Here is a 25,976-nt window from a genome sequence, read left to right as displayed (position 1 = left end):
CGACGACCGCGGCTACTCGGACGCGAAGGAGACCGCGTCGCGGGTCGTCGTCTCGCCGAACAGCCAGTCGGCGTGGTCGACGGCGTACTCGCGGTGGTCCTCGGTGATGTAGCCGAGCGCGTCCTCGACGACGACCGGGCGGTAGTCTCGGAGTCCGGCGCTGCCCGCGGTGTGGAGGACGCAGACGTTCGCGAGCGTGCCGCAGATCAGCAGGTCGTCGATCCCGTGCGCGTCGAGGTACCCCTCCAGTTCCGTCCGATAGAAGGCGTCGTAGGTGTGCTTCTCGACGACGTGGTCCGCGTCGCGGACGTCGAGGTCGGCCACGAGTTCGGCGTCCCACGACCCCTCGACGACGTGTTCGCCCCACCGGTCGAACTCGTCGTAGTAGTGGGCCCCGTCGAACTGGTCCGGCGGGTGGACGTCGCGGGTGTAGACCACGCTCGCGCCGGCCTCGCGGGCGCGGTCGACGAGCGCCGTCACGGGCCCGACCGCCGCCTCGCTCGGTTCGGCGTAGAGGCTCCCGTCGGGATGACAGAACCCGTTCTGCATGTCGACGACGACCACCGCGGTTGCTGTCGGATCGAACGCCATATCGGCGGTTGGAGCGCCCGCCTCAAAAACCGTCGTCCCGGTCCGCGTCCGCGGCGGCGACCCGTCCCGAAAAATCCGCCGGCCACGGCGCCGAAGGAACCGACAGACTACTTACCGGGGCGCACGATGCGATCCGTATGCGACGGGTTCTCACCCCCTCGACCGCGGCCGCCGCCGTCGCCGCGGTCGCCGTCCTGTGCGTCGCGTTCACCGCCGGCGCCGCGGCCGCGCCGAACGTCGACATCGCTCCCTCCGCGTCGGCCGACACCGGGCCCGCGGCGCCGGGCGCCGTCCCCTCCGCGTCCGCCGAGGAGTGCGGTCCCGGAGACGGCACCGATCTGGTCGGCTGCTGGAACGGGACCCACTACGAGGAGTCGCTGAGCTTCGAGCAGACCGACGGACTCAACGAGACGCAGTTGGCGGCCCTGACGGACCTGACGATGGCGCGCGTCGAACACATCCGTCAGCGCCCCTTCCGCGAGGACGTACCGGTCGAGACGGTCTCCCGGAGCGAGTACGCCAACGACACCGCGAGCGGCGGGAACAGCTCCGAGGCGTTCCGGCGCTGGAACGACCAGGTGTGGGAGGCGCTGTTCGTCGTCGGCGACGAGACGAACGCCAACGACGAGATCGATTCGGTGTTCGGCGGCGCGGTCTCCGGCTTCTACTCGCCGTCCCGAGACCGGATCGTCATCGTCGTTCCGGACGGCGAGTCCGCCGCCATCGGCCCCTCGACGCTCGCGCACGAACTGCTCCACGCGATGCAAGACCAGTACCACGACCTGACCGCTCCGCGCTACGTCGGCGCGACCCAGGACGGCGACCTCGCGATCGACGGGATCATCGAGGGGGAGGCGGTCCACGTCGAGGAGCGGTACGCCGCCCGATGCGCGGACAACTGGACCTGCGTCGAGGCGCCCGCGGGCGGCGGCGGGGGCGGCGACGCTCCGGACTTCAACTTCGGCATCCTCCAGACCGTGCTCCAGCCGTACGGCGACGGCGCGCTCTACGTCCGCGACCTCGTCGAAGCGGGGGGATGGGCGGCCGTCAACGAGACGATGAACGCCCCGCCGGAGTCGACGGCGGAGGTCATCCATCGGAACCCCGACTACGAGGAGCGCAACGTCAGCTTCGAGGATACGGCGACCGGCGGGTGGGAGACCTACCCGGATCAGGGCGTCGACGGCGCGGAGACGGCCGGCGAGGCGTCGATGTTCGTGATGTTCTGGTACCAGAGCCTGGAGTACCGGTACGCCGTGTTAGAGCCCGACGCGACCGTCCGGCAGAACGTCCAGATCCACCTCGACGCGGAGGCGCAGCTCCGGACCCGACAGAACTACGACTACGCGCATCCCGTGACGGACGGGTGGGCCGGAGACGAGCTGTACCCCTACCGGAACGGGGACCGCGACGGCTACGTCTGGGCGACCGAGTGGCAGACCGAGGCGGACGCCGCCGCGTTCCGCGACGCCTACGTCCGGATGCTGACCGCGCACGGCGACCGCGAGTACGACGACGGGACGGTGTACACCATCGACGACGGCGACGGCGCCGACTTCCCCGGCGCGTACGGCGTCGAGCGCGACGGGACGAGCGTGACGATAACCCACGCGCCTTCGCCGGAGGGCGTCCTCGAGCTCCGTCCGAACGCCGACCTCGCGCTCCCCGACGCGAACGGGACGGACGAGAGCGGCGACGGAAGCGGTACCGGTGACGGCGGAAACGGCACCAACGGTTCCGACGGCGCGAACGGCAGCGAGGACGGAGACGGGGGCGACAGCACCGGTACCAGCGCTCCCGGGTTCGGGGTCGCGGCGGCGCTGGTCGCCCTCGCAGCCGCGCTGGGGCTGTTCGCGCGGCGAGCGGCGTAACCCGACGCTCGCTGCGGCGCGGTCGCCGCGGGGGCGAGGCGGGCCCGCCGCGACACGGGTGGCTTTTCGTCCCGGCGGTCGAACCGCCGGGTATGAGCGAGTTCGACATCGTCGACGCGGCCGCGGTCCGGGAGGGGCGCGCGACCGACGCGTACTTCGAGCGGACCGAGGCGGCGCTGGAGGCGGCGGGCCGGAACCCACGCGTGGTCGCAGAAGTGACCGCGGACCAGTTCCCGGACGGGGAGTTCGAGCTGTTCGCCGGTCTCGGCAACGCCGTCGAACTGCTCGCCGGCCGCGAGGTCGACGTTCACGCGATCCCGGAGGGTCGGCTGTTCGACGGCGGGCCGGTGATGCGGATCGAGGGGCCGTACCTCGCGTTCGCGCGGCTGGAGACGTCGCTCCTGGGCTTCGTCTCGCACGCGTCCGGGATGGCGACGGCGGCGCTCGACTGCCGGGTCGCCGCGCCGGAGTCGTCGGTGCTCTCGTTCGGCGCTCGCCACGTCCACCCCGCGATGACCGCGGCGGTCGAGCGCTCCGCGCTGGTCGGCGGGTTCGACGGCTTCTCGCACGTCGCCGCCGGCGACCTGATCGGCCGGGAGGCGTCCGGGACGATGCCCCACGCGCTCGCCATCTGCTTCGGGCGCGGCGCACAGGAGGCCGCCTGGCGCGCCTACGACGAGGGCGTCCCCGCGGACGCGCCGCGGATCGCGCTGTGCGACACCTACTCAGACGAGGTCGACGAGGTGCTCCGGGCGGTCGAGACGCTCGGCGACGACCTCGACGGCGTCCGCCTCGACACGACCGGCTCGCGGAGGGGGAACTTCCGGCACATCGTCCGCGAGGTACAGTGGGAACTCGACGCGCGGGGCCACGAGGACGTCGACGTGTACGTCTCCGGCGGGCTCGGCCCCGACGACCTCCGCGACCTGCGCGACGCGGTCGACGGGTTCGGGGTGGGCGGGTACGTCTCCAACGCGGACCCGGTCGACTTCGCGCTCGACATCGTCGCCGTCGACGGCGAACCGGCGGCCAAGCGCGGGAAGCTCTCGGGCGCGAAAGACGCCTACCGCACCGCCGACGGGGCCCACGCCGTCGGGCTCGCGGACCGCTCGGGACCCGAGGGCGCCGAGTCGCTCATGGAGCCGGTGATCCGCGACGGCGAGGTCGTCGACGAGAACGCCTTCGACCTGTCGGCCGCGACGACGCGGGCGCTCGCGGACGCGGAGGCGGTGGGATACGGCGCGAACAGGTGAGGAGGGCGGAGAAGGAAAGCAACCCGTCCGGCGAGTCGGCGGTCTTACAGTTCTTCGACGGCGCCGCCGTCGGCGCGCTCTCGGAACACCTGCCCCTCGATGAGCGTCACCATCGTCTCCTCGTCCTGCCAAGCGGTGGGCGAGAGCTTCGCCTTGCGGCAGGCGCGCGAGAGGAACTCGGCGCCGGACCAGCCGTTCTCGACGGGGACCGTCGGGTAGAGCCAGCCGTGCGCGTTGCCGCTGTCGACGGCGACGCCGTGGGTGCCGATTTCGAGGTCCGCGAGCGGGTCGTTCGTGAGCACGGAGTTGGAGACGACGAACACCGAGACGGTGAGGTTATCGAGCTCTTTCGGCTCCACCTCGGAGCCGCAGGAGTCGTCGGACGCCGCCTTGATGGCGGCCTCGACGATGGCGTGCCCGAGCTGGTCGGAGGTCTCCCACGCACCGGCGCAGCCGCGGAGGCGACCGCGGCCCCGAGTGGATTCGAGTCGGACGAACGCTCCGGTGCGGGCGTAGAACGCCTCGCGCATACTGCCGGGTTGTTCGCGTTGTCCGTGTCGAACGAACGACTCGACCGCCTCCCGCGCGAGTTCGACCGCTCGTGCACCGTCGTCGTACGACAGCTGAACGGTCTGAGCCTCGGACATGAGAGTCCATTACGTTGCTGACGACTTGAACGCTTCCCTTGTGGCACCGTTCTCGCCTCGTTCGCGGCGTCTCGCCAGAAAGGCCGCCGACCGAACGGCTTATTCGCCGGCGGAAAGAAGCCGGAACCGGACAGAGGGAGCCCGACTCCCGTGCCTCCGGCATGAGGAAAGTCCCCCCACCGGCCGGACAGGCGACCGGGCACACGCCCGGAGTCGGAGACGGCTGGCTCTGGAACAGCAACGACACCCCCCGCCCCGACCCGTGATTCGTGCGAACCGACCCGCAAGGGAAGGGAGTTAACCCGAGGAGGGCCGACGGGCGGGAACGGATGGAACGGCGAATCCTCGCCGGTGCAAGTCCGCGCCACAAGGTAGTCCGGCCGCGGCGCGGACGCTCAGCCGAATGTCGGGACGAACCGAAGGGGGCTTACTCCCCTCAGTCCGCTCACACCGACCAGCGGCGCGACTGCCACGTGATTGTTTATAAATGACTGCGGTGGCGCGTGCCTGCGAGCGGCCGCCACCGGCGGCCGCGAGACAGCACGCGCGAGGGACGCGGCGACCGGAGCGAAGCGGAGGGAGCCGCGAGGCTGGGGAGGTGTGAGGTGCTGTGCGGAGCGGGGCGGGACTCGAAGGGGCAGTCGCGAGGGCGGCGCAGGCGACGTAAGCACCGCAAGGAGTGAGCGAAGCGAACGACTGAGGCGCGCAGCGAGCGTGCGCCGCCCTCGCGACTGGGGCTTCGGCGGTGTTCGCGTCGATCAGTCGTTTATAAACCGCACCACCGTACAGCCGAGTGGCTGGGGCTTCGGCGGTGGTCGTCACGGATCTACTCACAACCATTTATAAGCGAGCGGCTGGGGCTTCGGCGGTGGTCGTCACGGATCTGCCCGCAACGATTTATAAACAAGCGGCTGGGACTTCGGCGATGTTCGTCACCTGTCCGCGCTCAACGGCTTATAAATGACCGACTAGAAACTCCGAGACAAATCCGTCTTAGGCCGTCTCCATCTCCTTTTCCAGCTCGCGGAGCTTCTCGATCCGGTTCTCCGTCGACGGGTGCGTCGAGGCGATCTTGCCGACGAAGCCGGCCTTGATCGGGATGATGAAGAACGCGTTCATCTCCGCCTCCTCGCGGAGGTCCTCCTCGGGCACCTTGTCCATCCGGCCGTCGATCGTCATCAGCGCCGAGGCGAGCGCGCCGGGCTTGCCCGTGATCAGCGCCGCGCCGCGGTCGGCGGAGTACTCGCGGTACCGCGAGAGCGCCCGGATGAGCAGGAACGAGATCACCCACACCAGAAGCGACGCGACGATCGCCACGATGACGGGCGCGCCCTGCCGGTTGTCGCCGCTGAACAGCCAGCCCCACCGGACGATGAAGAAGGCGATCGTCGAGAGGAACGAGGCGATGGTCATCACCATCACGTCGCGGTTCTTGACGTGCGCGAGCTCGTGGGCGAGCACGCCGTCGAGCTCGTCCTCGTCGAGCGCCCGGAGCAGCCCGGTCGTCACCGCGACCGTCGCGTTCTTCTTGTTCCGGCCGGTCGCGAACGCGTTCGGCACCTGCGTGTCCGCGACCGCGACCGTCGGCTTCGGGAGGTCGGCCTGCTGGCTCAGGCGCTCGATCCGGCGGTGGAGGTCCGGGTACTCGTCCGCGCTCACCTCGCGGGCGCCCATGCTCCGCAGCGCCAGCTTGTCGCTGAAGAAGTACTGCGCCAGCGAGAACGCGCCGAACATCGCGAGCGTGAAGATGATCCCGACGTTGAACACTTGGATTAGGACGCCGATGAACACGACGTAGAGGGCGAAGAGGAGGAACATCGTGAACCCCATGCGTCCGCGGAGTCCCCAGTCTGTCTTCCAGTCCATACCCGAGAGTTACCGCTCGGCGCGTTAAAGCCTGCCGGAGCCCCGGACGGTGCGCGCCCGAATCCCCCGGACCGCGGCCGGTGCGCTCGCCGCCGCAACGGTGCGTTTTTGCCCGGGGACGGCGACCCCGACGCATGGAGACAGTCCTCGTCACCGGCGGCCGCGGCGCCTCCGGGCGCTGGGTCGTCGACCGCCTCGCGGGCGACCACGAGGTCGTCGTCGTCGACTACGACCACCCCGGACTCGACGTCGACCCCGCGCCGAACGTCTCGTTCCGCGCGGCCGACCTCGCCGAGCGCGACCAGGCGCTCGACGTCGTCGCCGCCGTCGACCCCGATGCCGTCGTCCACTGGGCGGCGATTCCCGTCGCCGGCACCCATCCCGAGGGACGGGTGTTCGAGACGAACGCGCTCGCCGCGAAACACGTCCTCGACGCCGCCGGCCGGGCCGACGCCCCGGTCGTCCAGGCCTCCAGCGACGGCGCCTACGGCTTCTTCTTCGCCGATCCGACCCCGTTCCCGGACGAGTTACCGATCACCGAGGCCCATCCGCTCCGACCCGAGGACCCGTACGGGCTCTCGAAGGTGACCGCGGAGGCGGCCGCGGGCGCCGTGGCGCGCCGCCGCGACGTGCCGGCCGTCTCGATCCGCCCGTCGTGGATCCAGTACCCCGGCGCGTACGCCTGTCGCGCGGACGAGTACGTCTCCGATCTCGACGCCGGCGCCGGTAACTTCTGGTCGTACGTCGACGTGCGCGACGTCGCGGACCTCGTCGCGGTCGCGCTCTCGGACCTCCTCGGCGACGACCCGTCCGTCGAGCCGGGGGCCCACGAGGCGGTCAACTGCGTCGCGGCCGACAACGCGCTCGGTCGGCCGCTGCTCGACCTCCTGCGGGAGTCCTACGACGAGATCCCGGACGACTGCGCGATCGACGAGGGCCGACTCGCCGGGGGCGACGACCGCGGCGCCTACGCGATCGAGAAGGCGGAGCGGCTGTTCGGGTGGATGCCGTCGCGCTCGTGGCGCGACGCGGCCGACGAGTCGGTCGCCGAGCCGGCGCTGTTCGAGGAGTGACGCGGGGCCGGAGAGGAGAGACGCCCCGTCAGATCGACAGGATCGCGTTGACGAGCGTCCGCGTGGCGATGGCGGTGCCCGCGCCGAGCCACGTCAGGAGGACGAAGTGGATGTAGCCGTTCACGGGGTTGCCGCCGTCGATCCGGCGGATCATCTGCGAGGAGAGCGCCGCGTTGAATAACACGACCGTCAGGAGGAGGTACTCGATGAGCGGGATGTCGTAGGCGCCGGGATAGACGATCTGGCCGATGTCCATCTGGTCGAGCCCGAAATCGGCGGTCAGGTCCGCTAGGATGGCGACGATCTCGAGCCCGATGAAGAAGGCGAACGTCGCGGCCGCGGTGATCCCGTACAGGAGGCCGATGAACGTCATCGCCGCCTGCCGCCGCTGCTCGCGCAGCTGGTTGACGGCGTTCATGTTCTTCGAGATCAGCTCGCCGAGCATCTTCGGGTCCCCGCCCATCCGCCGGCCGACGAGGTACATCTCGGAGAACTTCTGGATGAGGTACGAGCGCGTGTCACGCGAGAACGCTCGCCACGCGCCCTCAGTGCTGATCCGCATGTTGAGTCGGCGGTAGAGCCGCTCTATCGACTCGGAGAGCTCGCCGAAGTTCTTGTCGCGCAGCGTCGTCAGCACGTCGGTGGTCGTCGACTGCTTCGCGCTCTCGGTCGCGCCCAGCGCGCGGACGAAGGAGGGGAACTCGCCGTCGCGGGCCGTGATCGCCTGCTCCTCGCTCCGGAGTATCACCCCGGTAATGATGAGCGGCGAGATGGGGACCGCGAGGTACAGCGGTAGCCGGACGTCGTCGAGGAAGAAGAGGAGGCCGGGGAGGCCGGGACCGTATCCGAACATCCCGGCGGCCGTGATCCCGATGAGCAGGAGCGAGAGCCCGCCGCCGGCGATCAGCGACCCCCACAGCTTCAGGTCGCCGGGGGACCGCTCGTCCGGGTGGTACCAGATCGGGTCGTACGGCGAGGTCGCGCGGATCATCGCGTAGAAGCCGAGCTGAACGAACACGAACAGCACGATGACGGCCGCCACCGTCGCAGTCGGGTTGTTGCCGGTGAGGATCGGGAGGACGACGGCGAACACCAGCGCGAACGTCATCGAGAGGATCATCGACATGTACAGGTCCTTCATCACCTCCAGGTTCGAGAGCGCGGACTCGTATCGGGTCTCGTACTGCGCCAGCATGACGTCCTGCTCGGAGACGAGGAACTCCTCTAACGACTGCCCCGCGCCCATCGTGTAGCCGAGTCGGTCGAAGAAGTCGGCCATCGCGTCGGAGGGAACCTCCTGTGCACGGCGGCGACACGCGTCGTCGAGGCTCTGGTTCCACGTGTCGACGAGGTGGACGACGCGGCCGATCTCCTCGGCGGCGACGCCGTACTCCTCCTCTTTCGCCAGGGTCCGGAACACCTCCATCCGGTCGATGTTCGTCGTCGACAACACCGTCATGTGCGTCATCACGAGATGTAGCTGGTTGTCGATCTTCGTCTCCAGCCCGGAGAGGTAGATCTTCGGGTAGATGACCGCCGCGAACAGCACGAGCCCGCCGAACATCGGGATCGGGACGCGAGCGGCGATCGGGAGAGGGAGCGCGATCAGCCCGACGACGCTCGCGAGGAAGACGAGGACGGCCGGCAGCAACACCAGCCCGACGTACTTCCGCTTGGAGATGTCGAGCTGGTCGTACGACTCCATCACCTCGGAGGTGAGTTTGAGCGCCGTCGCGAACCCGTCGCCCATCTCCTTTACGGCCATCAGTATCGTACCTCCATCGTCGCTACCTCGTGTTCCGGTGCATGTCGAAGGGGAGCCCCTCGACGCCGTCGCGCTGGAAGGCGTTGATCGCGTCGTTCACCTCGTGATAGCCCAAGATGCCCTCTTGGATCATCCGCTCGATGAGCTCCGCGCGGAACTCGAGGTCGTCGTAGATGTCGCGGGTGTCGGCGTAGCCCAACAGCGTCGCGATCTGCTCTTCGAGCACGTAGGAGTTGTTCATTCCCTGGAAGACGATCTCGTCTTCGACGGGGTCCCAGCTGAACACCTCGCGGGTGACGACCCCCTCCATCTCCTTCGAGTACCCCTCGATCTCCTGAACGCTCGTCACGCGGCGCAAGACCTGATCGCCCTGTTTCACCCGGTTCTGGAACAGCGCCACGTCGGCGTTGTCCATGAACGTCTCCGGGACGTTGATCGGCTCGGAGGTGAACCGCTGGATCATCGAGACGATGTCGGACGCGTGGAACGTCAGCATGACCGGGTGGCCGGTCTGAGCGGCCTGGAACGCCATCCGCCCCTCGGCGCCGCGGACCTCGCCCACGATGATGTAGTCGGGGCGCGACCGCAGCGCGGCGGCGACCAGGTCGAACATGTCGACGTCGGAGGACCCCTCGCCGCCCCCCTCGCGAGTCAACAGCTGCTGCCAGGTGCTGTGCGGCGGGATGACCTCGGCGGTATCCTCCGCGGTGTAGATCTTCGAGTCGTCCGGGATGTACGAGAGGATGGCGTTCAGCGTCGTCGTCTTCCCGGACGCCGTCTCCCCGACGACGAACACGGTCTGTTCGTTCTCCAGACAGAGCCAGAGGTACGCCGCCAACTGCGGCGAGAGCGTCCCCCAGTTGGTGATCTGGTTGATCGACAGCGGCACCTCGTCCCCCTGTCGGATCGTGAGCGAGGAGCCCTTCAGCGACACGTCGTCGGAGTAGATGATGTTGATACGCGACCCGTCCGGCAGCGTGGAGTCGACGATGGGGTCGGAGTCGGAGAGCGGGTCGCCGATCCGCTCGCCCATGTTGCGAAGCCAGCTGTCGAACTCCTGGGGCGTGCCGAAGTCGACGGTCGTCTCCAACATCCCGTAGGTGCCGTGGTCGACGTGACACTCCTTGGGGCCGATGACGTGGATGTCCTCGTTGGCCGGGTCGCGCATCACCGGTTCGAGCGGGCCGAGCCCGACGATGTCGCGGTTGAGCCGGTAGCGGATGTTCTCGTAGGTCTCCTCGGTGATCGACAGCTTCCCGAAGTTGCGGATCTTCGAGAGCCCGCGGCGCCAGCCCGAGGCGGTGTCGTCGACGTGGGTCACCTCCTCTAACAGCTCCTCAATGAGGTCGTCGTACTCAGCCTCGTTGTCGGGGGCGGTGTGCTGGCCGCTGGCCGTGAGCAGTCGGTTCTTCACCTCGTTGAGGATCTCCGCCTGCGGGCCGGAGACCTCCGGCTCGATGGCGTAGTACTTCGTGTCCTGGCCGAGGTCGCCGTAGATGTGGCTGTAGATTGGGCCGCCGACCGGGTAGATGACGTTCGGGCGGTCGGACTCGTACTCGTCTTTCGGCTCCTCGATGAACTGCGGGAACTCCCCCGTGATCTGTTTGAACTCCCGGAGGTGCTCCCGGAGGTGAGGTCGCCGCATGGCGGCCTTCCGGAGCTCCTCGGACGGTTTGGCGGTGCCGTGTTCGGTCATGTCCCACGCTGAGTCGTCGCGGTCGTCTCGGCCCGGGCAGGCGGACCGGCTGTGCGTCTACGGGTCATGGTGTTAGGCGACGCTGCGGCTCTCGATGACGATGCCGGTTCCCGAGCGAACCGAGAACCCGATCGTGTCGCCGACCTGTTCGCCCATGCCCGCGAACCGCTTGACGTTGATCTGCCGGCGGATGTCGTTGCCGACCTCGATCATCTCCAGCTGGAGGAACACGTCCGCGATGGACCGAAACGGGCCGATCGCGTCGTCGTCGACCGCCGAGGGGTCGACGGTGAGCACCACCACCTTCCCCTGCGAGATGATCTCGCGGAAGAAGGAGATGATCTCCAGGGCGGCCTGTCGCTCCTCGTTCTTCCGCACCAAGGCCTCGAACGTGGGGTCGTTCCGGAAGATGGCGTCGAACGTGTCGAGGAAGACGACGTCGGAGTTCCACATCGCCTCGGCTTCCATCAGCCGCTTGAGCAGCTCCTTGCGCTCGCCGTCGCCGTCGGAGAACGCCCCGCCGGAGTCGAAGTCGGCGTGGAGAAAGAGGAGCTCCTCCTGTAAGAGCGGCTTTACCATGTCGTACTCCAGCGAGTGCATCTGGTCGATGAACCCGCGGACGGTGAGCTCCGTCGACATCATCGTCACCGACGCGCCCTCCTGGACGAGTCCGTAGGCGAACCGCTGGGAGATGGCGCTTTTCCCGGCCCCGTAGTCGCCCTCCATGAGGACGATGCTCCCGCGCGGGATGCCGCCGCCCAGTTCCTTGTTGAGCCGGTCGCGCTCGCCGAGGCCTAAAGAGAGGAGATTGTCGTGTGGCATCTCAGTTACCTCCCTCCACGCGGAACTGGAACAGCTCCTCGTCGCCGTTCACGGAGAGGAACACGCGGTGGTCGCCGTCGACGAGTCCGCCGTCCCGACCCTCGATCGCGCTCACGTCGATCGTGAGTCGGAGCACGTCGCCGCGGCTCCACGCGTTCGCGCCGTCGGCGGAGACCAGCGTCCCGGAGAGCGCGTCCGGTCGGACGTACGCGCCGTCGAAGACGACGTCGAGGTCGGAGCCGTCGGGCGCCAACCGATACGTGCCGGTGTTCTTTATCAACAGCGTGACGTTCTGGTCGCCGCTCGCGTTGTACACCCCCGCGCTGGGGTCCGAGATGATCGTCACGTCGGTCCGGAGCTGTTCGGTCGCGTCGAGGCCGGCGTCCTCGACCGCCGCGCTCACCCGGTCGACGCCGGTCGTGATCGTGCCGACGACGCCCGCGGCGATCACCAGGCTCGCGATGAACAGGATGAGGTGAGAGACGGGGACGCTGGCCATCTACGCGCCCACCTCCGTCACGGTCGCGGCGTCGCGGACGCCGGACTCGACGACGAGGACGACGCGCGTGCCGTTCCCGATCGCCGTCGTCGTGTTCCCCTGTGCGACTCGCACCGTGAGCCTCTCGCCGCCGAGCCAGAGGTCGGTGTCGGCGTTGCCGTCGACGGTCGTGGAGGCGTTCGGCCCGCCCACGTCCACGTACTCGTTGCCGACGACCAGCGTCGCGTCGCCGGCGACGAGTCCGATCGACCCCTCGTTGGTGGCGTTGACGGTGAGGGTGTCGGTGCCGGCGTCGAAGGTCGCGTTCGTCACCGCGAAGTCGGTGTTCTGCCGCTCGAGCGCGCGCTCGTTGACGCCGTGTTGGGCGTCGGAGACGCGGTCGAACCCGTTGGCCGCCACGGGGTAGAACGTCGTGAACGCGAAGAACAGCCCCGCGACGATGATGGCCGTGGACGCGGAGACGCTAACGCCCATCTCCCCACCCTCCGTCGGCCGGATCGGCGCGGTCGGAACGGGGATTCGGATCGTTCATCGGTCGGGTCGAACCGTTCCGGTCACGCCGGTCGTCGCGGTGCCCGTCACGCCGGTCGTCGCGGTGCCCGTCGCGTCGGTCGTCGCGGTGCCCGTCGCGACTGTCCGCGTCCGCCTCGCGGCCCGCACCGTTCTCGCGTCGCTCGCCCTCGTCGGGCGCGTCTCGGCGGCCGGACGCGTCGCGGCCGTTTCGCTCGGCCGCCGAGCGGTCGTCCCGCGGAGCGCGGCCGTTTCGACCGTTCCGGCCGCCGCGTCCGTTGCGGCCGGAGTCGGTTCGCCCGCCGCGCCGGTCGCCGCGGCGACCGCCGACGGGCCCGCCGCCGACGAGCGACCCGCCGGCGAGGTCGTCCCAGCGGTCCAAGAGGACCGTGTGGCTGCTGGTGCCGTTGAGCTGGGTCACGTACCGGAGGCTGCGGGTGTGGTGTTCGCGGGCGAGCCGGTCGGTCCCCGGCCGGTCGACGAGGTTGCGGTCGATCGTGCCGAACCCGGAGAGGAAGTCCCGGAGCCGCGCCGCGGCGTCGGGGCCGATCCACTCGATCCGCTCGTAGTAGTTGATGGCGCGCACCGCGTCGGTGACGTCGCTCTCGGAGACGAGGAACTCCAGCCACTCCATCACGAGGAGGTCGCCGACGTAGTCGCCGGGGAGTTCGGTGAGGTACGGCTTGCCGCGACCGCCGCTCCCCGAGAGGTCGTCCTCGCCGACGTACTCGAAGCCGCCGGAGGCCTCGGCGGGGTCGCCGCCGGGCCGGCGGTCCGGTTCGGGGTCGGGGTCGGCACGGCCAGCCGCCGGCTCGGGGTCGGACGCGCCGCCCGCAGGCTCGGGATCCGCCGGTTCATCGAACTCGTCGAAGCCGTCGCCCTCGGCACCGCCACCGAGGCCGTCGCCGTCGAACCCGTCGCCGGGGTCGTCGAACGAGTCGTCCCCGTCCTCGAACGAGTCGGTTTCGTCGCCGGGGTCGTCGAACGAGTCGTTCCCGTCCTCGAACGGGTCGTCGTCCCCGTCGTCGCCCTCCTCGGCCCAGTCGGCCTCCCCGGAGTCGTACTCTTCTTTCAGTTCGCTGAAACTCTTTCCATCGTCGTTCATGTCGTCTCCGTCGGCCGCCGTTTCGGTCTCGGACGCGGCGTCGTCCGTGCTGTCGTCGTCCGGTTCCTCGAACTCCTCGTCGAGGTCGTCGAATTCGTCGTCGCCGTCGAGGTCGTCGAACCCGTCTTCACCGGTATCGTCGCCGTCGTCGAGGTCGTCGAACTCGTCGTCGTCCGCTTCCTCGTCGAGGAGGTCGTCGTCGAAGAACCCGTCCGCGTCCGCGTTCGCGACGTCCTCGTCGAGGTCCTCCTCCTCGCCGCCGTCTTCGTCGTCGAAGATGCCGAACGAGCCCTCGCCGCCGCCGGCGACGTTGTCGAAGCCGCCGCCGTCGTCGACGAACGGGTTGATCCCGCGGGTGACCATCTCGTAGATGTCGAGCAGGTTGCGGACGTCCTCCTCGATGTCGTCGACAGCGTTCGAGATCTCCTCGTTCTCCGAGCGAACCGTCGAGACGGTCGAGGACAGCGACGCGACCTCGTTCTCGAGCTCGTCGAGCCGGTTCTCGAGCTCGTCGGTGGCGGCACCCCCGCCACCACCGCCCCCGCCGTCGTCGAACTCGTCGTCCCACTCGTCCATGCCGTCGAAGTCGTCGAAGCCGTCGCCGCCGCCACCGCCGCCACCGCCCATGCCGCCGCCCATCCCTCCGCCGCCCATGTCGCCGCCGCCCATGTCGCCGCCGCCCATGTCGCCGCCGCCCATGTCGCCGCCGAAGGGATCGTCGTCGCCGTCCATACCTCCGGAACCGTCGTCGTCGGATCCGTCGTCGTCGAGGAACCTGTCGAGGACGCTCGCACCGACGAGCCCCAGCGTGGCGACTGCCCAGACGGCGGTTGAGGCTCCCCACACCGGTAGTTCGAGGCCCATTACCGTGTACCACCCGCAGAACCCACTTCAATTCACCCCTCAAAATATCAGCCGTGAGAAAGCACGCTGAGACACGAGTATCGTCGATTGAGTGGGGTGAGAACGGATAAATCCGGAAGCGACCAGAGGCGAAACCAGTCCCGATCGACGGTCAGATCGCTCGTTCGAAGCCGTCCGCCGCCCGGACGACGAGCCGGCCGTCCGGACCGAATCGGACCGTCCGTCCGACGGCGTCGCCGACGTCGCTGGCGACGACAGGGACGCCCGCCGCGTCGAGCACCTCGCCCACCCGCTCGACGTTCCGCGGGCCGACCGCGTCCGTGAGATCGAGCATCTCGGCGCCGCCGGCGACCCGCGCCTCCAGGCGGCGGGGGTCGGCGCCGGCGTCGTCGAGCGCCGCGATCAGCGAGTCGACCCCGGTGTCGACGTACTTCGCGGGGCGCGCGGCGGCGGTCGGTTTCTCTTCGCCCGCAGGCAGCATGGCGTGGAGGAGCCCGCGGACGCCCGCTCGCTCGTCGACGAGCGCGACCGCGACGCAGGAGCCCAGCCCGCTGGTGGTCAGGACGGCGTCGTCGCTCGTGACCGCCAGTTCGCCCACGCCGACCTTGATCCGGCCGGGGTCGTCGGGGACCGCGCCGCCGGTGACCGCCGCGGGGTCCGCGTCAGCGACGGCGTCCCCGTCGCTCTCCGTTCGGTCCGCCGGCTCGTCCGGCCGATCGTCGGAGAGCGAGCGGGTCACGGGTCGGAGAGCCGATCGAGCGCCCGAGCCAGTTCGCGCTCGTCGGGGAGCGCGTACACGTCGCACCGCGCCTGGATCCCCTCCGTCTCGATCGCCGTGTCGATCACGAACCCGTAGTCCTGCCGCTCGCTCAGCTTCGCGACGAGCGGGCTGATCGTCGACGCGCCGATGTCGTGGACGAACTCCGGCGGCGAGTGAGTGATCGACGTGCCCAGCACGTTCGCCCACCCGTCGATGAACCCGCTCGTCATCACGTTGCCGAGCTCGCAGAGCGCGTTCTCGGCCATGTCGCCCAGCGGTTCGTCCGGGTCCATGGGGAGCATCGCGTCCGCGATCGCGGCCGCAGAAGACTCCTCGAAGAGGATCGCGAGGTAGCCGCTCGGCTCTCCCTGAAGCTCGAACACCGTGCCCGCGTGCGGTTCGGTCCCGACCTCCGCGGGCACGTCCGCGAGCGGGACGAACCGGAGCCGACTCACGTCGACGCTCGTCTCGAGCCCGGTCATCATCGCGATGTTGTCGGCGGCGTTCGACGACCCCCGCTTCGCCAGCGACGAGAACGTCGACAGCGACTCGTACGGCACCGCGGTGCTCGTCGTGCCGCCGTTCGCCTCGCCGCCGGCCGCCGCCGCGGGAGCCGTCTTCCCGACGATGAGATCGCGGAACGGCCCCGAGTCGGGCAGCATGTAGATGGAGAAGTCGAGGTCGGTCGTCGTCGCGTCCAGCCGGCTCTCGAAGAGGAACACGCCGTCGCCGGCGAGCGCGCCGTCCGGCAGCACCGCCGCGCCGTCGGCCTCGAAGTACCGCGGCGGCGACATGTCGATCGCCTTCCCGAGGAAGTTCGCCCAGCCGTCGAGGAAGCCGCCGAGCGCGATGTTGCCGACCTCCGTCACCGCGCTCCGCTCCATCGACTGCCCCCCGGGGAGCAGCGAGAGCAGGGCGTCGACGTTCACGGCGTCGAAGGCGAGCACCGCCTCGCCGTCCAACCCCCCGCGGAGCCCGACGCTCACGCCGATCGACTCCCGGCCCGCGAACGCTTCCGCGAGGTCCTCGCCGCTGGCGACGCTCGCGCCCGTCACCTCCACCGCGAGGTCGGTCCCGGTCAGGTCCGAGAGCGCCCCGGCGGCCTGTTTCGCCCCCCGCTCAGCGAGGCGGTTACAGGCGCCGAGCGCGCGGACGTCGACCCGCATTATACCGCCGAGCCGATGGCGTCGAGCACGTTCGGCTTCTGGAACGGCTTCGTGATGTACCCCTCCGCGCCCGCCTTGATCGCCGCCTTCATCTTCTCCTCCTGCCCGACGCTGGTACACATGATCACCGTCGCGTCGGGATGCTCCTCTAAGATCTCCGTCGTCGCCTCGATCCCGTCGCGGATCGGCATCACGATGTCCATCATCACGAGGTCCGGCCCGTGCTCCTCGTACATGTTCACCGCCTCCACGCCGTTCTCCGCCTCCCCGACGATCTCGAACTCGCCTTCGAGGATCTCCCGGAGGAGGTTCCGCATGAACTCCGAGTCGTCGGCGATGAGTACCCGCGTAGCCATTGTTGTCTGAAGCGGGGTTCAGCGATCACTTAATCGCTCCCCCGCGGTTCTCAGCGATGAGAACGGAGCTCCGAACGACGGGGAACGGCCCTACACTCGAAGCGGCGGTCACACCCAGTGGCCGAGGACGTGGATCGCGCCGACGAGGACGGTCCCGCCGAACGCCTCGCGGGTCCCGAACGGCAGCGGGAGCATACCGACGGAGTCCGTCTCCTGATCGGCGGGCGCGTCGCCATCGCTCGTCGCGCCGGGACCCTCGTCGCCGTCGGTTTCGGTGTCGTTCGAGTCGGCGCCGGAGTCCGACCCGTTCGGGGCGGTCGAGTTCGGTTCCGAGTCGCCGTCGTCGCTGCTCCCGTCGACGTCGGTGCCGTCGTCCGCGCCGCCGTCGCCGGTGTCGGTGCCGTTTTCGATACTCCCGTCGCCCTCGTCGTCGATCGTCGTCGTCGCTGGGTCTTGTTCGACCACGAGCGTCCCGCCGTGAGAGTCGCCGTCGAGTCGAAGCGTGAACGGGTAGGTTCCCGGGTCGAGGTCGACCGTCACGGAGCCGAACGCGTACGTTCGGGACTTGCCCGGTTCGAGCCGGACTCCCCACGACCCCACCGCGCTGCCGTTGTCGACGGTGAGGGTGAGCTGCCCTTCCCCCGTGAGTCCGCCCGCGTTGCGGGCGGTGGCCCGGAGCGCGGAGAGGTTCCCGCCCTCGGTGACCGTGACGTTCTCGGGGGCGTCGTCGATCACCAGCTCGTCCGGGTTGTCGGCGTCGCCGACGACGACGACCGTCCGGCTGTCGCGGAGCGTGGACCCCTCGTACAGCTCGTAGTTCAGGCGCGTTCCGGGTGAAATCTCCTCGAGGTCGACGCCGATCGTGAAGTTCCCGTCCGCGATCTCCAGCGGGGACTCCGTGCGGAACGGAGCGTCGCCGGCGTCGTTCACGAACGTCGCGGTCATCTCCCGCCGCGGCAGCAGCGAGGTCGTCCCCGTGATGCGTCCGTTCGCCGCCTCGACGAGGATCTCCCCGTCGTCGGTGACGTGGTCGTATCGGAGGAACCGCTCGCGGACGGTGAACGTCGCCTCGGCGCGCACCGTGCTGTCGCCCGTCTCCCAGTAGGGGAACTGGGCGGCGTCACTCGGTCCGGACGCCGACCCGAACGCCGCCGGCGGCTCCGCGCCGTCCGCGAACGCGTACCGGTCGCCCTCCGTCCCCTCCAGCGCGAACTCGACGGCGAACTCGTCGCCCGGTTCGGGCTCCTCGGTGAAGTGGTCCCCGCCGCTCGTGTCGATGACGAGGTAGAAGCGGCCGGGCGCGTCGGGGGTCTCCAGCTCGGTCGCGGCCGCCGGGATGAGCGTAACGTCCTCCGGATCGGCGCGCGAGAGGTCGAGCCTCGCGGGCGGTTCGTTCATCCCCGGGTTCGTCTGTCGGACCCGGAGCGACACGCCCGATTCCCTCTTCAAGAGGTCGGTCAGCACCCGGTGGTCGACCGCCTCGCCGGCTTCGATCGGGCCCGCGCCGCGCTCCGCGGCGAAGTGCGACAGCGCGCCCCAGATGCCCGTCGACTCGAAGCCGAGGACGATCCTGTTCCCCTTTGTCACGACGGACCGGTCGAGCCCGTTCTCCCGGAGCGCGTCGAGCGACTCGGCGTCGACGTCCTCGCCGAGCGCGTCCCGGTCGGCGGTGGTGAACACCTCGACCTCCTCGCGGAACTTCGGCTTCTGTAACACGAGGTCCGCCTGGTCCGCGCTGGCGGTGGGCGTCACCACGCCGGAGTCCTCCACGACGAACGTCCCGTTGGTGATCGCGAGCCGATAGCGCTGCGGGACGAGGGGGCGAGCGAGCCCGCCCGCCCCGGTCGCGGTCGGAAGCGCGCTGAGGTTCTCGGCGACCGTGTCGCCGTTCTCGTCGACGAACGTCAGGTCACACGACGTGGCCTCCAGCCCGCAGCTCTCGACGTTGCTCGCGTCGGTGCCGAGCGTCCGCGTGTTGATCGTGATGTCGCTCGTGCCAGAGACCTTGACCACGTCGACGAAGCCGACCGGCTCCCCCGTGTCGGTGAGCCGGTTCCCGCCGATCAGCAGGTACGTCGGGCCGTCCGGGTTTTCGGCGGTGAAGCTGACCTCGATCGGGTCGCCCGCGACGCCGGTGTACGTCGGTCGAGAGAACCCACCGTCGATCTCCGGACGGTCCGCCGGACCGACCGGACCGGCGGCCTCGACCGCGACGGGCGCCGTCGGTCCGGCGGCGACGGACGACGCCGACGAACCGGCCGTGAGGCCGGCCGCGACCGGGGTCGCGACGACGCCGCCGAGCGCGACGAGGACGACGAGGGCGATACTGCTCGCCTGGAACCCCGACAGATCGGTTCCGAGCGATCGGACTCGTCGGCTCTTCCCGGAGTCGACCGACCGGTCGCCGTGGGCGGCCGTCGGGTCCGTCGGGCGCGCGTCGGTCGCGTCGTCGTGGTCCATCGTCATGGGGGCGTGGTCAAGCGAGCGGGCCGGCGAGCGGCCCGAGTCGGTTAGCTACGCCTCCGCGGGTCACCGACTAAAGCGTACCCACCCGATTATCAAGGCGAGTAACGAGACGACGAGAAACGGCGGGAGAACGAGGAAATCGCCCGACGTGGGCGGAGTCCTCGGTCCGAAGAATTAAGCCCGGGCGGCGCCCGATCCACGCCAAGATGCCATCGTGTCCCCGCTGTGACGCTCCGGTCGACGACGAGGCGCGGTACTGCGCCCAGTGCGGCGCCCCGCAGACGGAGGACGCGGCCGAGGAGCTCGACGAGTACGTCCAGCGGCAGGCGGAGCAAGTCGCGGGGAGTGGCGGCGGTGGCGGATCCGACGGCGGCGACTCGGGGAGCGGCGACGCGTTCCCGTCGAAGGCGGACCTGACCGACCGCGAACAGCTCTGGCGGCGGGGGTCGTACGCCCTCGGATACGGAACGGTCGTCGTCGCGCTCACGCGGGTCCCGGCGCCGGAATCGTGGCCGTTGATCCTCGGCGGAATAGCGGTTCTGCCGCCGATTCGACGGCTCACCGCGGAGCCGCTCGGCAGCCCGCTGAAACGCGAGGTGATGGCGGGGCTGTACGCGGTGTTCGCGCTGATCGGGATCGCGCTGTTCGTGCTGCTGTAAGGTGAGTAGAAGGCGTCTTATCGTCTTTCGACGGCGATAGCACTTCGACGACGATCACTCGATCCGGAACCCGCCCGCGTCCTCGGCGGCGCGCACTAGGTCGCCGATGCTGTCGCTCGCGGAGAGCCCCTGACTCGCCGCGAACCGCTTTATCATCACCGGGGGGATGTCGACGGTGGTCTCGGAGGCCGCGAGCAGCAGCCCGATCGCCTCCGGCGTCGGCGAGTTCGGGCCGGCGTTCGACGCGAACCACGTGACGAGCGTGTCGAACGTCGCGGTCACGTCGTTCGACACCATCCGCTGGCGGGTGGTGTCGCCGTTCGCGTGGAGCGTCGCGTCGATACCGTAGTCGAACCCGTCGCCGTCGAAGGAGGTCGCCAGCCACCGGCTCACCGCCTGTCGGTCGACCGCGTTACCGCCCGCTGCGGCCTGGTTTCGACGCTGCCCCTGCGCGTTCGGCGGCGGCTGTCCGCCGCCGGCCGGTTGGGCCCCGGACTGCTGTCCCCCGCCGGGCTGTGCGTCGGGTTGACCGCCGCCGGGCTGTCCGCCCTGCTGTCCGCGCTCGCCGACGCCGGGCCCGGCCGCGCTCGACCGCGGGTCGTCGCCGGCGGGGCGCCGCTCCGACGGATTCGTCGGGTCGGCCGCGGTGAAGCCGGAGTCGTCCTCGGGCGGCGCGCGGCGCTGGCCCCGCGACCGGCCGACGTTGGGGCGGCCGTTCGTCCCGACGACGTAGCGGCCCTCCCCGATCTCGACGACGTCCTCGTCGTCGGTGAAGTCGAGCTCGTCCGGGTCGGCCGGGACCGCGTCGTCGTCACTCATGAGTCGTGGTAGCGCACGCCGAAAAATAGGTGTTGCGGGCGGCCGAGCCGCCGCGAACTGGTTACTGCGCTGTTTGACTCGTTAGAGCCGGACCGCCGCGCCTTTCTTACTGAACAGGTCGGGAGCGTTCAGTTCGACGGTCGTCGTCGCACCGGCCGGCGAGACGATGTCGAGCGACGAGGAGTCGCCCTGCCCGAACGTCGCGTTAGCTCCGCCGAACGGGCGGCTCTCTGGGTTGAGAATAATGGTGAACGAGTTAGTCGAATTGAGTACCGCCTCCGAAGATGTGACGTACGAACCGGACGCGTCTTGAACCGCGAAGGATTCAGGCTGGATGCTGGCGGCACCATTGGTAACCTTGGTACGATTAAACGTAAGCGTTTCCTGACCGTTCGGTCCGACGGCCTGAATTGTCGTCTTATTTAGGTCAATCTGGTCGGCACCGGCAGCGCCGGCCACGGTAACGCGGATCGCACTGAGATTTGTGGGGTTACTCTCAGATTCGACGATCCCGACTTCGCTCGTCACGTCGATCCGCTCGGAAACGAGATCGGTACTCTCCTGACCCGTCGCTTCCGCCTGCGACTGGAGGAAGCCGGCCGTGTTGATCAGGACGCCGGCGGCGATCGCCGCCACCAGCACCATCGCGATGAACACGATGAGGGTCCCGATCCCCACTTGCCCGCGGTCCTCGTCGTTAGTGATGAATTCGAACATTGTTACAGCCTCACCGAGTCCTGATCCTGCGTGAGCGTCGTCGGGACGCGAATTTCTTTCGTTGTGGACGCACCAGATGGTGTCGTGAATGTGACACTCATCCTGTGTCCAGGTTCAAGAAGGTTGTAGTTAGCGAAGTCACCAGGGGCGGAGAAGTTAATGTGAACCGCAGCGCGATCACTGTTGTCAGTTAGAACATCGTTATTAACACCGAGAACATTCTCAATGTCAGCATTGAGATCCCCGAGCTGAGTACTATTCTGACCATCTTGACCGATAACTTGGACGGTAGTTTCCCCTAAGTCAACCAGCCCAGCACCAGGCGCTTTCGCGACGACAAAGGTGACGTTGTCAACGACGTAGTTCCCCGTACTTCCGTTCTCAGTCACGTTCCCGGAGGTGCTCACGACCTGAAGCCGGTCGGAGACCTGACTCGTACTCTCTTCGCCCGTTGCTTCCGCCTGCGTCTGGAGGAAGCCGGCCGTGTTGATCAGGACGCCGGCGGCAATCGCCGCCACCAGCACCATCGCGATGAACACGATGAGGGTCCCGATCCCCACTTGCCCGCGCTCTTCCTCGTCCAGTATGGTTTCGAACATTGTGTGTTGCGTCGGCCCCCGGCCTGCCCGGCGGGCGTTATCGGTAGCGATGGGGAATTCCTACTTAAGATTACGTCTCCGGTTATCTAGGCTGATAAACATCTGTCTTCTTGCGATTTTGGTGTTATTTGTATAGACTTAGTTACAGAATATATTAACGAAATCTCTGCGTCGGTATCAAATTTGGATCTGCTGGGAACAACGAACGGGCGAATAGCGCGTTTCGATGTCGGACAGTCGGTGACGGGGCGAATCACCGATCAAATCGGTAGGGAGAGCGTCTCGCGGGTCAGGCCACGCGTCCGCGTCAGGAGTTTGGAGGCTCGTCAGCGTTCGCGTTCGCGCGTCTTCGAGTTCGCCGGTTCAGACTGTGACCGCACTTCGGAGCGGTCCCGCTCGCGGTCGGCGGCCAGCAGTCGGTCGAGACGTCGCTCGAACTCCGCGTCGGTGAGTTCGCCCTCGACGTAGCGGTGTTTGAGCCGCTCGACCGGGGTCGTCGGTTCCACGCGATCGGCGCCCGAACGAGACGCGTCGCGCTCCGCCGCGATCCGATCCGCGAGGTACCCGCCGAGCGCGCCGCTGCCGACGACGTACGCCGCGCCGAACAGCGTGAGCGCGAGGACGCCAACCGTCGCCGCCGGCGACACCGCGGCGGCGATCCAGACCGCGAAGAACGTCAGCGGCAGCGACAGCAGCGCGACCAGCGCGCCCGTCGCGGCGCCGATCCGCGGGCCGCGAGGCGTCTCGGACTCGTCGGTCCAGCTCGCCACGCCGGCGCCGACCGCGGGCGCGATCAGGCCGACGACCGGCAGGACGCTCACGAGCATCGTGACTCCAGCACCGACGCCGGCGCGCGCGATGAGATCCGAGAGCCGAGCGACCGTCGAGCGGTCGGCGTGGGCGTCGGCGGTCGTCATCGCGGTGGCCCCGAACACCGAGGTGGGTCGGCGGGTCGGTCCGGTCGCGGAGCCGCCCGCACGCCCGCGTCCACGCACTCGTTCCGGCGGCGATCCGTCATCGGGATCGCTACGTGGCGGGAAATCAAAAGGCCGTCGGGGAGGGGCGTTATCGGCTCGTTCGCGGACGAATAAGTTCGGGATCGGTTCGACATCCACGCGGGGGTAGCGAAGTCGTCCCGGTCCGGACTGGCCGGGTCGCGTCCAGCTCAGCGGTCGCGCAGTCGTGACAGCTCCGACTCGGGTATCACGAACTCCTGCGTCCCCGGTTCGTAGACCGCGAGGCTCCCCGCGACGAGTGCCATCGACGCCGCGATCAACCCGGTGTTGACGAGGAGTAGCGCCTCCGCGTTGCCGAATCCCGTCCGGAAGGCGGCCGCGGGCGTGCCGACCGCCGCGACGACGACGAGCCCGAAACCGACCGCCAGGTACGCCATCGCCGTGCGGCCGGACGAGCGGTACGCCGCGACCGCGAACGCGACGAGCGTCACGCTCGCGCCGGCCAACACGGTGGTCGTCATCAGGTACAACCCCTCGATGAGTTCCATACACGCCCTGCTGGAACGCGGATAATAAACCCACGGTGGCGGGTATCAGCGGCGATAACACGGTTCCGCGGGGCGGAGCGCCGAACCGGTCGCGGTCCCCTCCCGCACGTCGAATAGAGACATTCGGCAATCGAGTCGACCACCGGTACCATTATAAACCAAAGAAATCAATCTCGATAACGTGAATGGTGGGGGACGATCTGATCACCGTACTCGGTAACAAATACAACACGGAGATCCTGACGGCGACGGGCGACGCGAAGTCGGCGCAGGACCTCAGCGACCAGTTGGACGTCCCGATCGCGACGTGTTACCGACGGATCAACGAGTTAGAGGAAGCGGACCTCCTCGAGCTACACGACCGACCGCTCTCCGACGAACACCGGCGCGTGAAGGTGTACCGCCGGAAGGTCGACGGCGTCGAGGTCGACTTCCGCGACGGGCTCACCATCGAGGTCGAGGAGCGGTCGGCGGTGAAGAACCGCCTCGACGACGTCTGGCGCGACCTCTCGTCCGGGGACTGACCGCGGCGCGGTCTCGCCGAACCGAAGCGGAAGGCGAGCGAGTCAGAACGACGGCTGGTCGTCGGAGCCGCCCATCATCGAGAAGCCGCCCGCGCGCTCGTGGACCGTGATCCCGCCCTGGCCGATCTCCATCGGGAAGATGTCGGTGTCGATGTCCTGTTTCCGCATCTTCGCCACCCAGACGTAGCGGTTGACGCCGGAGTCGGTCGGCGTCTGGATGAAGTAGATGTTCCCGTCGGTGAGGAAGTTCTCCAAGCCGACCTCGGTGTCGGGGAAGACGGCGCCCTGCTCGTTGATGAGCAGCGAGGTGAGCCCGTTGGCCTTGAGGATGTCCGAGAACTTCAGCAGGTACGTGCGCTTCTCCTGTTCGGCGTCGAAGAACAGCTGGAACATCGACAGCGAGTCGAGGACGAGCCGGTCGAACTCGCCGTCCTCGACGGTGTCGAGCAGGCGGTCGACCGCGGTCGAGAAGTCGGTCTCCCGAAGCATCTCGCGTTTGTCCAAGATGACGATGTCGCCGTCGTCGACCATCTCGTCGAACCCCTCGAAGCCGACGGACTCGGCCGCGCCGCGGATGTCGGCCTCGTCCTCCTCGAAGGAGACGTAGACGCCGCGCTCGTCGTGTTCTGAGACGCCGTGATGGAGGTACTGGATTCCGAAGATGCTCTTGCCGGTGCCCGGGTTCCCGGAGACGAGGACCGTCGACCGCTCGGTGATGCCGCCGGTGAGGATGGAGTCGAGCCCCTCGACCCCGGTGGAGACGAGTTCTGACATTCGTCTCCCCTTTGGCGGTCGGAGTATATAAAAGACGGTTCAGCGCATCGGCCGAACGCACGGCGACAGTTTTATCTCTCGACATGCCGCTCGTTCGTGTATGCCCGGTGAAGCGTGCCTCGTCGCTGTCGACGGTGGTCGACGGTGAGCGACCCGTCGATACTCGTCGTCGAGGACGAGCCCGACATCGCGGCGCTGTACGCCGGCTTCTTAGAGGAGCGGTACGCCGTCGACGTCACCGAGACCGCCGCCGAGGCGATCGACCGGGTCGACGCCGCCGTCGACGTGGTCCTCCTCGACCGCCGGCTGCCGGACGGAAGCGGCGACGACGTCTTGGAATACATCCGCGGGGAGGGGTACGACTGCCGGGTGGCGATGGTCACCGCGGTCGAACCCGACTTCGACATCATCGACATGGGGTTCGACCTCTATCTCACCAAGCCGGTGAGCCGATCGAAGCTGCTCGCGGCCATCGACACCCTCCTGACCCGCAGCGAGTACGACGACCTCGTCCAGGAGGCCGCCGCGCTCGCCAGCAAGCGCGCCGTGCTCAGTTCGCAGAAGCCGGCCGCACAGCGCGAGGGGAACGAGGCGTACGCCGACCTCGTCGAGCGCTTGGAGGAGTTGGACGCCGACATCGACGACCTCGGCGAGTCGCTGTCGACCGACGATTACCGCGCGATGTTCCGCGACCTCGGCGAGGCCTGACGCGGCGTCGTTCGGCTCGACACGGCTCCCGTCGGTTTCGGTGTCACCGCGTTCCGTCGACGACGGCGTCGAGCGATCGCAGCGAACCGCCGACCGCGGCGGGATACCGAACGAAGTCTGAACGAACCTCGCCCCGACTCCGCACCGAATTTGTCCGGTAGTTGAAAAATCTATATCCCCGTCGCGGACCTCGCCGTGACCATGACGGGACGAGACACGCGGCGACGGGTCCTGGCGACGAGCGGGGGACTCGCGGCGCCGACGCTCGCCGGTCGCCTCGGCGAAGGCGGAAGCGACGGAGAGGCGAGTGACGGGACGGGCCGCGGAGACGGAGCCGAACGCGGGGGCTCCGGGAACCGTCC

Annotated in this window: 25 protein-coding genes and 1 other RNA gene; 7 read left to right on the top strand and 19 right to left on the bottom strand. The window is 68.6% G+C overall.

Features of this window, described 5'->3' with window-relative positions; genetic code table 11:
- Positions 1-12: 12 nt before the first annotated feature.
- Positions 13-591, bottom strand: a complete 579-nt coding sequence (locus BM286_RS01635; RefSeq protein WP_092919813.1) for a cysteine hydrolase family protein — start codon at positions 589-591, stop codon at positions 13-15.
- 137 nt (positions 592-728) lie between these two features.
- Here BM286_RS01635 and BM286_RS01630 point away from each other — a divergent pair, with 137 nt between their 5' ends.
- Together BM286_RS01630 and BM286_RS01625 are read left to right on the top strand one after the other, a co-directional pair.
- A complete protein-coding gene (locus BM286_RS01630; protein ID WP_092919811.1) occupies positions 729-2,462 on the top strand; it encodes an Hvo_1808 family surface protein in 1,734 nt (577 codons plus the stop codon).
- A gap of 92 nt (positions 2,463-2,554) precedes the next feature.
- Positions 2,555-3,715 carry a nicotinate phosphoribosyltransferase gene (locus BM286_RS01625; protein WP_092919809.1) on the top strand — a complete coding sequence of 387 codons (1,161 nt, stop codon included), beginning with the start codon at positions 2,555-2,557 and terminating at the stop codon, positions 3,713-3,715.
- A 44-nt stretch (positions 3,716-3,759) separates the two neighbouring features.
- On the opposite strand, the gene BM286_RS01620 is transcribed toward BM286_RS01625, so the two are convergent.
- Entirely contained in the window at positions 3,760-4,362 is a 603-nt protein-coding gene (locus BM286_RS01620) for a TIGR00296 family protein (protein WP_092919807.1), read from the bottom strand.
- 129 nt (positions 4,363-4,491) lie between these two features.
- Between BM286_RS01620 and rnpB the strand changes: the two genes are divergently transcribed.
- An RNA gene (rnpB, locus tag BM286_RS01615) (RNase P RNA component) lies at positions 4,492-4,804 on the top strand.
- Between the two features lie 551 nt (positions 4,805-5,355).
- Here rnpB and htpX read toward each other — a convergent pair.
- Entirely contained in the window at positions 5,356-6,228 is an 873-nt protein-coding gene (gene htpX / locus BM286_RS01605) for a zinc metalloprotease HtpX (protein WP_092919803.1), read from the bottom strand.
- 134 nt (positions 6,229-6,362) lie between these two features.
- Between htpX and BM286_RS01600 the strand changes: the two genes are divergently transcribed.
- Positions 6,363-7,301, top strand: a complete 939-nt coding sequence (locus tag BM286_RS01600) for an NAD-dependent epimerase/dehydratase family protein (protein ID WP_092919801.1) — start codon at positions 6,363-6,365, stop codon at positions 7,299-7,301.
- 28 nt (positions 7,302-7,329) lie between these two features.
- On the opposite strand, the gene flaJ is transcribed toward BM286_RS01600, so the two are convergent.
- The 10 genes from flaJ to BM286_RS01550 form a co-directional block, all read right to left on the bottom strand.
- The gene (gene flaJ, locus BM286_RS01595; protein WP_092919799.1) at positions 7,330-9,066 is read right to left on the bottom strand and encodes an archaellar assembly protein FlaJ; all 1,737 of its coding nucleotides are present in this window, start codon (positions 9,064-9,066) and stop codon (positions 7,330-7,332) included.
- Positions 9,067-9,088: 22 nt separating this feature from the next.
- The gene (locus BM286_RS01590) at positions 9,089-10,762 is read right to left on the bottom strand and encodes a type II/IV secretion system ATPase subunit (RefSeq protein WP_092919797.1); all 1,674 of its coding nucleotides are present in this window, start codon (positions 10,760-10,762) and stop codon (positions 9,089-9,091) included.
- 72 nt (positions 10,763-10,834) lie between these two features.
- On the bottom strand, positions 10,835-11,584 hold the full coding sequence (locus tag BM286_RS01585) for an ATPase domain-containing protein (protein WP_092919795.1): 750 nt from the start codon (positions 11,582-11,584) through the stop codon (positions 10,835-10,837).
- A gap of 1 nt (position 11,585) precedes the next feature.
- Positions 11,586-12,083, bottom strand: a complete 498-nt coding sequence (locus tag BM286_RS01580) for a flagellar protein G (RefSeq protein ID WP_092919793.1) — start codon at positions 12,081-12,083, stop codon at positions 11,586-11,588.
- A complete protein-coding gene (locus BM286_RS01575; protein WP_092919764.1) occupies positions 12,084-12,557 on the bottom strand; it encodes a flagellin in 474 nt (157 codons plus the stop codon). It lies immediately after the preceding gene.
- Positions 12,547-14,562, bottom strand: a complete 2,016-nt coding sequence (locus BM286_RS01570) for a FlaD/FlaE family flagellar protein (protein WP_092919762.1) — start codon at positions 14,560-14,562, stop codon at positions 12,547-12,549. The genes BM286_RS01575 and BM286_RS01570 overlap by 11 nt, the downstream gene beginning before the upstream one ends.
- Before the next feature lie 151 nt (positions 14,563-14,713).
- Positions 14,714-15,301: a chemotaxis protein CheD gene (locus tag BM286_RS01565; protein ID WP_092919760.1), complete on the bottom strand. Its 588-nt coding sequence runs from the start codon at positions 15,299-15,301 to the stop codon at positions 14,714-14,716.
- Entirely contained in the window at positions 15,298-16,488 is a 1,191-nt protein-coding gene (locus tag BM286_RS01560; RefSeq protein ID WP_092919758.1) for a chemotaxis protein CheC, read from the bottom strand. Before BM286_RS01560 ends, BM286_RS01565 begins: the two co-directional genes overlap by 4 nt.
- The gene (gene cheY / locus BM286_RS01555) at positions 16,488-16,844 is read right to left on the bottom strand and encodes a chemotaxis protein CheY (RefSeq protein WP_092919756.1); all 357 of its coding nucleotides are present in this window, start codon (positions 16,842-16,844) and stop codon (positions 16,488-16,490) included. Before cheY ends, BM286_RS01560 begins: the two co-directional genes overlap by 1 nt.
- Before the next feature lie 108 nt (positions 16,845-16,952).
- Complete coding sequence (locus BM286_RS01550) at positions 16,953-19,310, bottom strand: BGTF surface domain-containing protein (protein ID WP_092919754.1); 2,358 nt, start codon at positions 19,308-19,310, stop codon at positions 16,953-16,955.
- A 206-nt stretch (positions 19,311-19,516) separates the two neighbouring features.
- On the opposite strand from BM286_RS01550, the gene BM286_RS01545 reads away from it, so the two are divergent.
- Entirely contained in the window at positions 19,517-19,969 is a 453-nt protein-coding gene (locus BM286_RS01545; protein ID WP_092919752.1) for a zinc ribbon domain-containing protein, read from the top strand.
- 54 nt (positions 19,970-20,023) lie between these two features.
- Here the strand turns inward: BM286_RS01545 and BM286_RS01540 are convergent, their stop codons facing one another.
- The 5 genes from BM286_RS01540 to BM286_RS01520 form a co-directional block, all read right to left on the bottom strand.
- On the bottom strand, positions 20,024-20,788 hold the full coding sequence (locus BM286_RS01540) for a DUF7500 family protein (protein ID WP_092919750.1): 765 nt from the start codon (positions 20,786-20,788) through the stop codon (positions 20,024-20,026).
- A gap of 81 nt (positions 20,789-20,869) precedes the next feature.
- Positions 20,870-21,505 (bottom strand): archaellin/type IV pilin N-terminal domain-containing protein, encoded by a 636-nt coding sequence (locus BM286_RS01535; RefSeq protein ID WP_092919748.1) that lies wholly within the window; start codon positions 21,503-21,505, stop codon positions 20,870-20,872.
- Positions 21,506-21,507: 2 nt separating this feature from the next.
- The gene (locus BM286_RS01530; RefSeq protein WP_092919746.1) at positions 21,508-22,104 is read right to left on the bottom strand and encodes an archaellin/type IV pilin N-terminal domain-containing protein; all 597 of its coding nucleotides are present in this window, start codon (positions 22,102-22,104) and stop codon (positions 21,508-21,510) included.
- A gap of 326 nt (positions 22,105-22,430) precedes the next feature.
- Positions 22,431-23,021, bottom strand: coding sequence for an SHOCT domain-containing protein (locus BM286_RS01525; protein WP_092919744.1), 591 nt, complete (start codon positions 23,019-23,021; stop codon positions 22,431-22,433).
- Positions 23,022-23,269: 248 nt separating this feature from the next.
- A complete protein-coding gene (locus BM286_RS01520) occupies positions 23,270-23,608 on the bottom strand; it encodes a hypothetical protein (protein ID WP_092919742.1) in 339 nt (112 codons plus the stop codon).
- A 185-nt stretch (positions 23,609-23,793) separates the two neighbouring features.
- Between BM286_RS01520 and BM286_RS01515 the strand changes: the two genes are divergently transcribed.
- Positions 23,794-24,132, top strand: coding sequence for a helix-turn-helix domain-containing protein (locus BM286_RS01515; protein ID WP_092919740.1), 339 nt, complete (start codon positions 23,794-23,796; stop codon positions 24,130-24,132).
- A 42-nt stretch (positions 24,133-24,174) separates the two neighbouring features.
- On the opposite strand, the gene BM286_RS01510 is transcribed toward BM286_RS01515, so the two are convergent.
- Positions 24,175-24,906, bottom strand: a complete 732-nt coding sequence (locus BM286_RS01510; RefSeq protein ID WP_017343750.1) for an RAD55 family ATPase — start codon at positions 24,904-24,906, stop codon at positions 24,175-24,177.
- Positions 24,907-25,050: 144 nt separating this feature from the next.
- Here BM286_RS01510 and BM286_RS01505 point away from each other — a divergent pair, with 144 nt between their 5' ends.
- Complete coding sequence (locus BM286_RS01505) at positions 25,051-25,614, top strand: HalX domain-containing protein (protein WP_092919738.1); 564 nt, start codon at positions 25,051-25,053, stop codon at positions 25,612-25,614.
- Positions 25,615-25,976 lie beyond the last annotated feature (362 nt).

This window comes from Halorubrum sodomense (assembly GCF_900111935.1).
GTDB lineage: Archaea > Halobacteriota > Halobacteria > Halobacteriales > Haloferacaceae > Halorubrum > Halorubrum sodomense.
The sequence above is the reverse complement of the archived record's forward strand: the minus strand, read 5'-3'. Positions and strand labels throughout refer to the sequence as shown.